General features: G+C 75.3%; 5 protein-coding genes and 2 pseudogenes. 5 read left to right on the top strand and 2 right to left on the bottom strand.

Going from position 1 to position 7164, the window contains the following annotated elements:
• The 5 genes and pseudogenes from AB0637_RS22970 to AB0637_RS22950 all read left to right on the top strand — a co-directional run.
• Positions 1-71, top strand: a pseudogene (locus tag AB0637_RS22970) (hypothetical protein); the annotation flags it as partial.
• Positions 72-151: 80 nt separating this feature from the next.
• A pseudogene (locus AB0637_RS22965) lies at positions 152-844 on the top strand (NAD(P)-binding domain-containing protein); the annotation flags it as partial.
• A 37-nt stretch (positions 845-881) separates the two neighbouring features.
• Positions 882-2486, top strand: a complete 1605-nt coding sequence (locus AB0637_RS22960; RefSeq protein WP_366175014.1) for a methyl-accepting chemotaxis protein — start codon at positions 882-884, stop codon at positions 2484-2486.
• 17 nt (positions 2487-2503) lie between these two features.
• Positions 2504-3484 carry a D-2-hydroxyacid dehydrogenase gene (locus AB0637_RS22955; RefSeq protein ID WP_366175013.1) on the top strand — a complete coding sequence of 327 codons (981 nt, stop codon included), beginning with the start codon at positions 2504-2506 and terminating at the stop codon, positions 3482-3484.
• Complete coding sequence (locus tag AB0637_RS22950) at positions 3481-4350, top strand: diacylglycerol kinase family protein (protein ID WP_366175012.1); 870 nt, start codon at positions 3481-3483, stop codon at positions 4348-4350. The genes AB0637_RS22955 and AB0637_RS22950 overlap by 4 nt, the downstream gene beginning before the upstream one ends.
• Positions 4351-4356: 6 nt before the next feature.
• Here AB0637_RS22950 and AB0637_RS22945 read toward each other — a convergent pair whose 3' ends face one another.
• Both AB0637_RS22945 and AB0637_RS22940 read right to left on the bottom strand, forming a co-directional pair.
• Positions 4357-5160, bottom strand: coding sequence for an alpha/beta hydrolase (locus AB0637_RS22945; RefSeq protein WP_366175011.1), 804 nt, complete (start codon positions 5158-5160; stop codon positions 4357-4359).
• A 9-nt stretch (positions 5161-5169) separates the two neighbouring features.
• Entirely contained in the window at positions 5170-6744 is a 1575-nt protein-coding gene (locus AB0637_RS22940; protein WP_366175010.1) for a GGDEF domain-containing protein, read from the bottom strand.
• Positions 6745-7164 lie beyond the last annotated feature (420 nt).

Raw genomic sequence — 7164 nt, 5'->3', positions numbered from 1 at the left:
CCTACTTCCCCGACTGGCTTCTCGAGCGCCGCCGCCGCGCCGAGAGGGCGCTGACCACCGTCGTCGCTACCGCGTCGTTGACGCATCCGGCTCAACCTGTGAGCCCGCGGCGTCAACGACCCCACCCCCCGGAGGGCGCTCCAGCACCACCGGTCGTAGCGTCGCGACCATGGACATCGGCATCATCGGCGCCGGCAACATCGGCGGAAACCTCACCCGCGCGTTCACGCGCCTCGGCCACACCGTGAAGGTCGCGAACTCCCGCGGACCCCAGACGTTGACCGACCTCACCGAGGAGACGGGCGCGACCGCGGTCACCGCGCAGGACGCCGTCCACGGCGTGGACCTCCTCGTCGTGACGATCCCGCAGGGCAAGGTCCCCGACCTGCCCACCGGCCTCCTCGACCCCGTCCCCGACGGGACGGTCGTCGTCGACACGGGGAACTACTACCCGCAGCAGCGCGACGGCCGCATCGACGCCATCGAGGACGGAACCCCGGAGACGGTGTGGACCGCGCAGCACCTCGACCCGAACGCGCGCCTGCGCTGGGTGAAGGCGTTCAACGGCATCACCGCCGAACACCTGCTCACCGCCGGCCGGCAGGAGGGCGACCTCGAACGGCGCGCGCTGCCGATCGCGGGCGACGACGCCGACGCCAAGGACGTGGTGGGCGGGCTGGTCCGCGAACTCGGTTTCGACGTCGTGGACGCGGGTCCGCTGGCCGAGTCCTGGCGCCAGCAGCCGGGCACCCCCGTCTACGGTGCCGAAGCCGGCGTCGACGGGATCACGCAGGCCCTGGCCGACGCCCCGACCGAACGACCCGCGGAGTTCCGCGCCTCCTGAGGTCAAGCCTCCCGCGGGACGTGTCGACAACCACGCCATGACCCCCGCGGGAGGCGCCCGCCTGCGCCACGTCTGGCGCGACGCCGGCCTTCGCCGCAAGCTCAACGCGCTCACGGCCGTCGCCGTCCTGGCCGTGGGCTCCCTCAGCGTGCTGACCGTCAGCGTCCTGCGCGACACCGAGGCCGCGACCGGCGAACTCCAGCGCGCCACGACGGCCACCCGCGCCACGCTCGAGGCCGACATGGCCCACGACGCCCTGCGCGGGTCGGTCCTGCAGGCCCTCCTCTTCAGTTCCGGGGAGCGCTGGGAACAGGCCCGCGACGGTGCGGCCGAGGCCGGGCAGGACCTCCAGCAGCAGCTCGCCACCGTCCGCCGCGAGGGCATCGGCGCCGACGTCGACATAGCGGTCACCGGCGCCGAACCGGCCGTGACCGCTTACGCCGCAGCGGGTCGCGACCTCGTGGCCCTCGCAGGTACCGACCCCGCCGCCGCCCGCGACGCCTACCCCGCCTTCCTCGAACGGTTCGGGGAGGTCGAGCGCCTCCTGCCGCAGGTCGCCGACACCGTCGCCACCCACGTCACGGCCCAGACCCACGAGGTCGAGGCCACCCGGGCCCGCAGCTACCGCGTCCTCGCGGGTGTCGCCGGCGCCACCGTCCTCGCGGCCCTCCTCGTGGCCTGGCAGGTCACCCGCAGCGTCGTGCACCCCCTCGACCGCGTCGGCGCCGTCGTGGCCGCCATGCGCGACGGCGACCTCACGCGGCGCAGCCGTCCCGCGGCGCGCGACGAGGTCGGCCGCACGGGCGCCGCCCTCGACGAGGCCCTCGACGTCCTGTCCGACCTCGTGCGCGGAATCGGCGGCACCGCCGACCGGCTCGAGACCGCCACGGGCCACCTCAGCACCGTCTCCACGGAGATCGAGCGGTCCAGCGCCGACTCCCGGCGCCTGGCGACCTCGGCCGTCGACGAGGCCCACGAGGTCTCCGCGGCCGCGGAGGGCATGGCGGCCGCGGGAGAGCAGATGCTGGGCGCGATCTCCGAGGTCTCCCAGAACGCGAACGCCTCCCGCGACGTCGCCGGGCAGGCCGTGACGGCCGTCCAGGCCACGACCGAGGCCGTCCACCGCGTCGCCGCGTCCAGCGACGAGATCGGCGCGGTCGTGCAGACCATCGCCTCGATCGCCGCGCAGACGAACCTGCTGGCGCTCAACGCCACCATCGAGGCCGCCCGAGCGGGCGACGCCGGCCGGGGTTTCGCCGTCGTCGCCGAGGAGGTCAAGACGCTGGCGCAGGAGACGGCGGCCGCGACCGAGGAGATCACCCGGACCGTGGCGGCCCTGCAGGCCGACAGCAGCGCGGCCCGGACGCGCATCGAGGAGATCTCCGCCGTCGTCGACCGCGTCTCGGAGTTCCAGGGCTCCATCGCCGCCGCGACCGAGGAGCAGACGCAGGTCAGCGCGGACACCAGCCGCCAGGTCGCGCTGGTGGCCGCCTCGACCCGCGGGTCCGTGCAGGACCTGACGACGCTGGCCGCCAGCGTCGGCGAGACGGCCGAACGCGGCCGCCGCAGCGGTGCCGCCGCGACGGAGGTCGCCGGCCTGACGGACGAGCTGCGCGCGGCGGTGGGTCGCTTCCGGGTCTGACGCACCAGAATCCCGGGGTGCCCCGGATCCTCGTCGTCCCCGTCGGCAGCCGTCCCCGCGTCGACCCCCTGCACGACCTCGCCGACGTCGAGGTCGTCGCCCCGGACGACGCCGTCCTGCCGGCCGCCCTGGCCCGCGCCGACGGCCTCGTCGTCTGGGACGGCATGCACCCGGCGCTGGCGGCGGCCTGGACGGCGCAGCCCCCGCCCCGGCTGCGCTGGGTCCACACCTCCAGCGCGGGCCCGGACCGGCTGCTGTTCCCCGCCCTGCGCGAGCACCCCTGCGTCCTGACGTGCAGCCGCGGCGTCCTGGACACCGACATCGCCGAGTACGTCCTGGCGGCCGTCCTCGCCGTCCTGAAGGACCTGCCCGGCACGGTCCGGCGCCAGGGCGAGCACCGCTGGGAGCACCGCACGACCCGCAGCCTCGCGGGTACCCGCGCCCTCGTCGTCGGGGCCGGGTCGATCGGGACGCAGGTGGCCCGCGTGTTCGCCGCCCTCGGTGTCGCCGTCGACGGCGTCGTCCGGACCCCCCGGCCCGCGGCGGCACCGTTCGGGGCGTTCTTCGGTCCGGACGACCTCGCACGCGTGGCCGGCGGGTACGACCACCTCCTCGTCACCGCTCCGTTGTCGGAGGCGACCCGCGGGCTCGTCGACGCCCGGGTCGTCGACGCGCTGCGGCCGGGTGCGGTCGTCGTGAACGTGGGGCGCGGCCCGGTCGTGGACGAGGACGCGCTGCTGCGGGCGGCCCGCGCGGGACGGCTCGGCGGGGTCGTGCTCGACGTGTGGACGACCGAACCGCTACCGGCCGACAGCCCCTGGTGGGACGTCCCGTGCGCGGTCGTCTCCCCGCACCTCGCCGGGGACGCGGAGGGTTTCGGGCAGCGCCTCGAGGCGTTGCTGCACGAGCAGGTGCGCCGGTTCGTCACCCGGGCGGAGCTGCTGCACCCGGTCGACAAGGAGCACGGGTACGCGATCACCCCTACGGTGAGCCTGTGAGCTCCGCCATCCGTCGTGTCGTCGTCGTCCTGAACCCCAACAGCACCGGTGACGGCCCCGCGAACGCCGAGGGCCTGCGCGCCGAACTCGACGGCACCGTCCCCGTCGAACTCGTCGAGACGCAGCACGCGGGTCACGCCGAGGAGATCGCGCGCGACGCCGTCCGCGAGGACGACGCGACGCTCGTCGTGTCCGCCAGCGGCGACGGCGGGTACCACGAGGTGGTCAACGGCGTCGTCACCGCGGGACGCGGGCTGGCCGCCGTCCTGCCGTCGGGGAACGCGAACGACCACGCCACGGCGACGCAGCAACGCCCTCTGGCGCAGGCGATCCGGGACGTCGTCGAGGGTGGTCGCCCGACCCGCATCGACCTCCTGCAGGTCAGCGGTGAGGGACGGTCCCGGGTGGCGCACTCCTACGCGGGCGTGGGGATCACCCCCGTCGCGGCGGCCGCGCTCAACGAGCACGACCTCGACGCGGTGAAGGAGTCGTTCCTCGTCGTCCGCGCGTTCTGGCGCTACCGCCCCATGACGATCACGCACGACGGGCAGCAGATCAGCCTCGACAGCCTGGTGTTCGCCAACATCGACCGGATGGGCAAGTACGCACAACTGTCGGAGGACTCCGCCCCCGACGACGGCCGCTACGAGACGCTGCTCATCCCGCACCGGAGCAAGCTGCGGCTGCTCGCTGAGTTCACGCGCGTCCTGCGCGGCACGCACCCGGTGAAGTCCCGCTCGGAACCCTTCGAGTTCCTCACCCACTCCCCCATGCCGTTGCAGTTGGACGGCGAGGTGTTCCACGTCGACGGCGGTTCGTCCGTGACGGTCCGCTGCCTGCCGCTGGCGCTGCGGACGGTCGCCTGACGGCCGTCAGGCGAGGAACTCCCGGACCAGCTCGGCGGAGCGGACCCTGAACTCCTCGACGTAGCCGTGCCGGGCTCCGTCGAGGACCCTCAGCGTCGCGCCCGGGACGCGGGCCGCGAGGAGTTCCGCGTTCGCGACGGGCGTCAGCCGGTCGTCGCGGCCGTGGACGACGAGGGTCCGGGCCCGGACGAGCGGCAGCAGGTCCCCACCGTCGTGACCCGTGCTGGCGCCGAAGTGCGCGCGCCGCACCCGCGGGGTTCCCGTCGGGGCGAACCGCGCCGCGGCGTCCGGGTTCGCCGCCGACCAGGCCGGGGTGAAGAACAGGTCCGCCAGCGCCTGCCGGCCGGTGGACGAACCCGAGTGCCGCAGCGCGCGGGACACGTCGTCGTCGCACGGCACCTCCTGCGCCCCACCGGGTCCGGTGGCGCCCAGGACCAGACGGTCCACGCGGTCGGGGTGCTGCGCGGCGAGGACCTGCGCGACGCGACCCCCCATCGAGAACCCGTGGACGTGGGCGCGCACGACCCCGAGGGCGTCGAGGACGGCGACGGCGTCGGCCGCGAACGTGGCCGTGCTCCAGCCGCCCGGCCCCGGACCTCCCGTGCCGGCCCCCGTCCCCCGGGTGTGGACGACGACGACGCGGAACCCGTCGGCCAGGTCCGCCGCGAGGGACGCGGCGGTGTCCGGCCCGAGGCTCTGACCCTGCAGGAGCAGCAGCGTGGGACCGGTGCCCGTGACGTCCGCGGCCACCTGGACGGGGGTGTCCGCACCGGCCGCGTCGACGGGCACGAGGAGTCGCGTCGGGGCCACCGGCCGAACCTACTGCTCGAGCGCCACGGCCCCGCGGTGGGCGCGTTTGACGACGTACATGCGGGCGTCGGCCGCGGCCAGCAGGGCCTCGACGACCGCGGGGACGAGGTCCTCGTCGGCGGCGCGACCCGCGGCGAGGGCCTGTGGTCGCTCCCGCACGGCCCCGATGCTGGCGCCCGCCTGCACGACGGTCCCCTCGATGGCGAAGGGTTCCTCGAGCGCGGCGCTCAGCCGCTGCACGACGGCGTCCGCGCGGGCGTCCGGGTCGGTGACGAGGACGGCGAACTCGTCCCCACCCCAGCGGGCGGCGCAGTCGTCCTCGCGCACGCAGGCCCGCAACCGGGCTGCGACACCGCGCAGCAGGTCGTCGCCGGCCGCGTGCCCGAGGGTGTCGTTGACGGCCTTGAAGCGGTCGAGGTCCACGAACGCGACGACGAAGGCGTCTCCGGTCCGCAGCGCCTCCTGCACCGCCTCGGCCGTGCGGTCGGAGAACCGGCGGCGGTTCTCCAGGCCGGTGAGGGGGTCGACGTGGGCGAGGAGGTCGAGCTGGCGGCGCTGCCGCTCCGCGGTGATGAGGAGGCGCCGGTGGTCGTCGAGCGCGAGGAGCTGGCGCCCCATGACCAGCACGCCCATGGCGAGCAGCGTGACCAGCAGGAAGCGGTCGTTCGTCGCCCACACCCGGATCGCACCGAGGACGGTCGCGGGCCCCATCGCGAGGTAGGGGACGATCCAGCCGACGGACCCGACCGACGGCGGGCGCGGCGGCGCGGGACGGTGCGGGTGGTTCCGGGCACCGACCGCGAACGTGCCGAACGCCGCGATCCACGCGAAGTCGGAGAAGCCTCCCGTCGCGAACCCGGCCGCGGCCAGGACGCCGTACACGTAGACGGCGTCGGCGAGGGTCAGCGTGCTCGCCGCCACCAGGCAGAACACCCCGACGCGGGTCAGCCCGAGCCGCGCCATCTGGATGATCGTCGTGGTGACGAAGACGAGGTCCAGCAGCGGGTACGTCAGCGGCAGGACCAGGTCGCCGGGCGGGTAGGGCGAGAGGTGGACCGCCGCGCCCAACCAACCGACCCACACGACCGTGAGGAGCGCCGTCCCGAGCAGCAGCCCGTCGAGCACCGCCCCCAGGCCCAGGTGCGTGCGGGCGCGACCCCAGAGGTGGCTCATCCCCGAGGCGACGAGGGCGACGGAGGACCCGAGGAACGGCCCGTCGGCCCAGGTGGTCGCGTCCTGGATGAGACCCAGGACGTCCTGCGCGGCGTAGACGAGCTGCCCCGTCCCCCACAGCCAGCAGGCCGTCGCGAGGAGCATCCAGCTGCGCCGGGCCCAGCCCGGCGGCACCCGCCGCCACGCCGCCCAGGCCAGCAGGCCCGCCGCCGTGAACGCCGTCGCGGCCTCGGTGAGGCCGAAGAGCAGGAGGGAGGGGCGGCTGCCGCGGCCCAGCAGCACCTGGGCGAGGGCCAGGGCGACCAGGACGGCCGCGAGAACGCCGAAGTCCGCGCCGAGGCGGCCGGTGGCGCTCAGCGCGTCCCGCCCCCGCTTCATCCAGGTCCGCACGACCTGCTGATCGTCGCACACGGTGCGTCACTGGATGGTGCGTCACCCGTCGGGTCTCCCGCGCCACCCGTTCGGGTGTCGCGGGGTTGCGGTCCGGTCTCGGCACCGGGTCCCGGGCCGGTCCCATGCCTGGCCACACGGCCGGTCCCACGTCGGACCGGGTGTGGGTGCGGCGGGGGCGTCGTCCCGACGACCGCCGCCCCGTCCCCATGCCCGGTCCCACGGCCGGCCCCACGTCGAGACCGGGTGGGGACGCGGGCCCGGAGACCGGCGACCCGGCCCCACAGCCGGCCTCACGTCGGACCGGGTGTGGGTGCGGCGGGGGCGTCGTCCCGACGACCGCCGCCCCGGCCCCATGGCCGGTCCCACGTCGGACCGGGCATGGGACCGGGCGTGGGAACACCCGTGGGTGTCCCGCGGACGTCGTCCCGCCGACGCGGT

The organism is Kineococcus sp. NPDC059986, assembly GCF_040702905.1.
In the GTDB taxonomy this organism is placed as follows: Bacteria; Actinomycetota; Actinomycetes; order Actinomycetales; family Kineococcaceae; genus Kineococcus.
Note: the sequence above shows the minus strand (reverse complement) of the source record. Positions and strands in the feature narration are given on the sequence as shown.

What these genes read in the sequence shown, in the direction of transcription:
- AB0637_RS22960 (WP_366175014.1), top strand. Translation starts at nt 882, where the DNA reads ATGACCCCCGCGGGAGGCGCCCGCCTGCGCCACGTCTGGCGCGACGCC.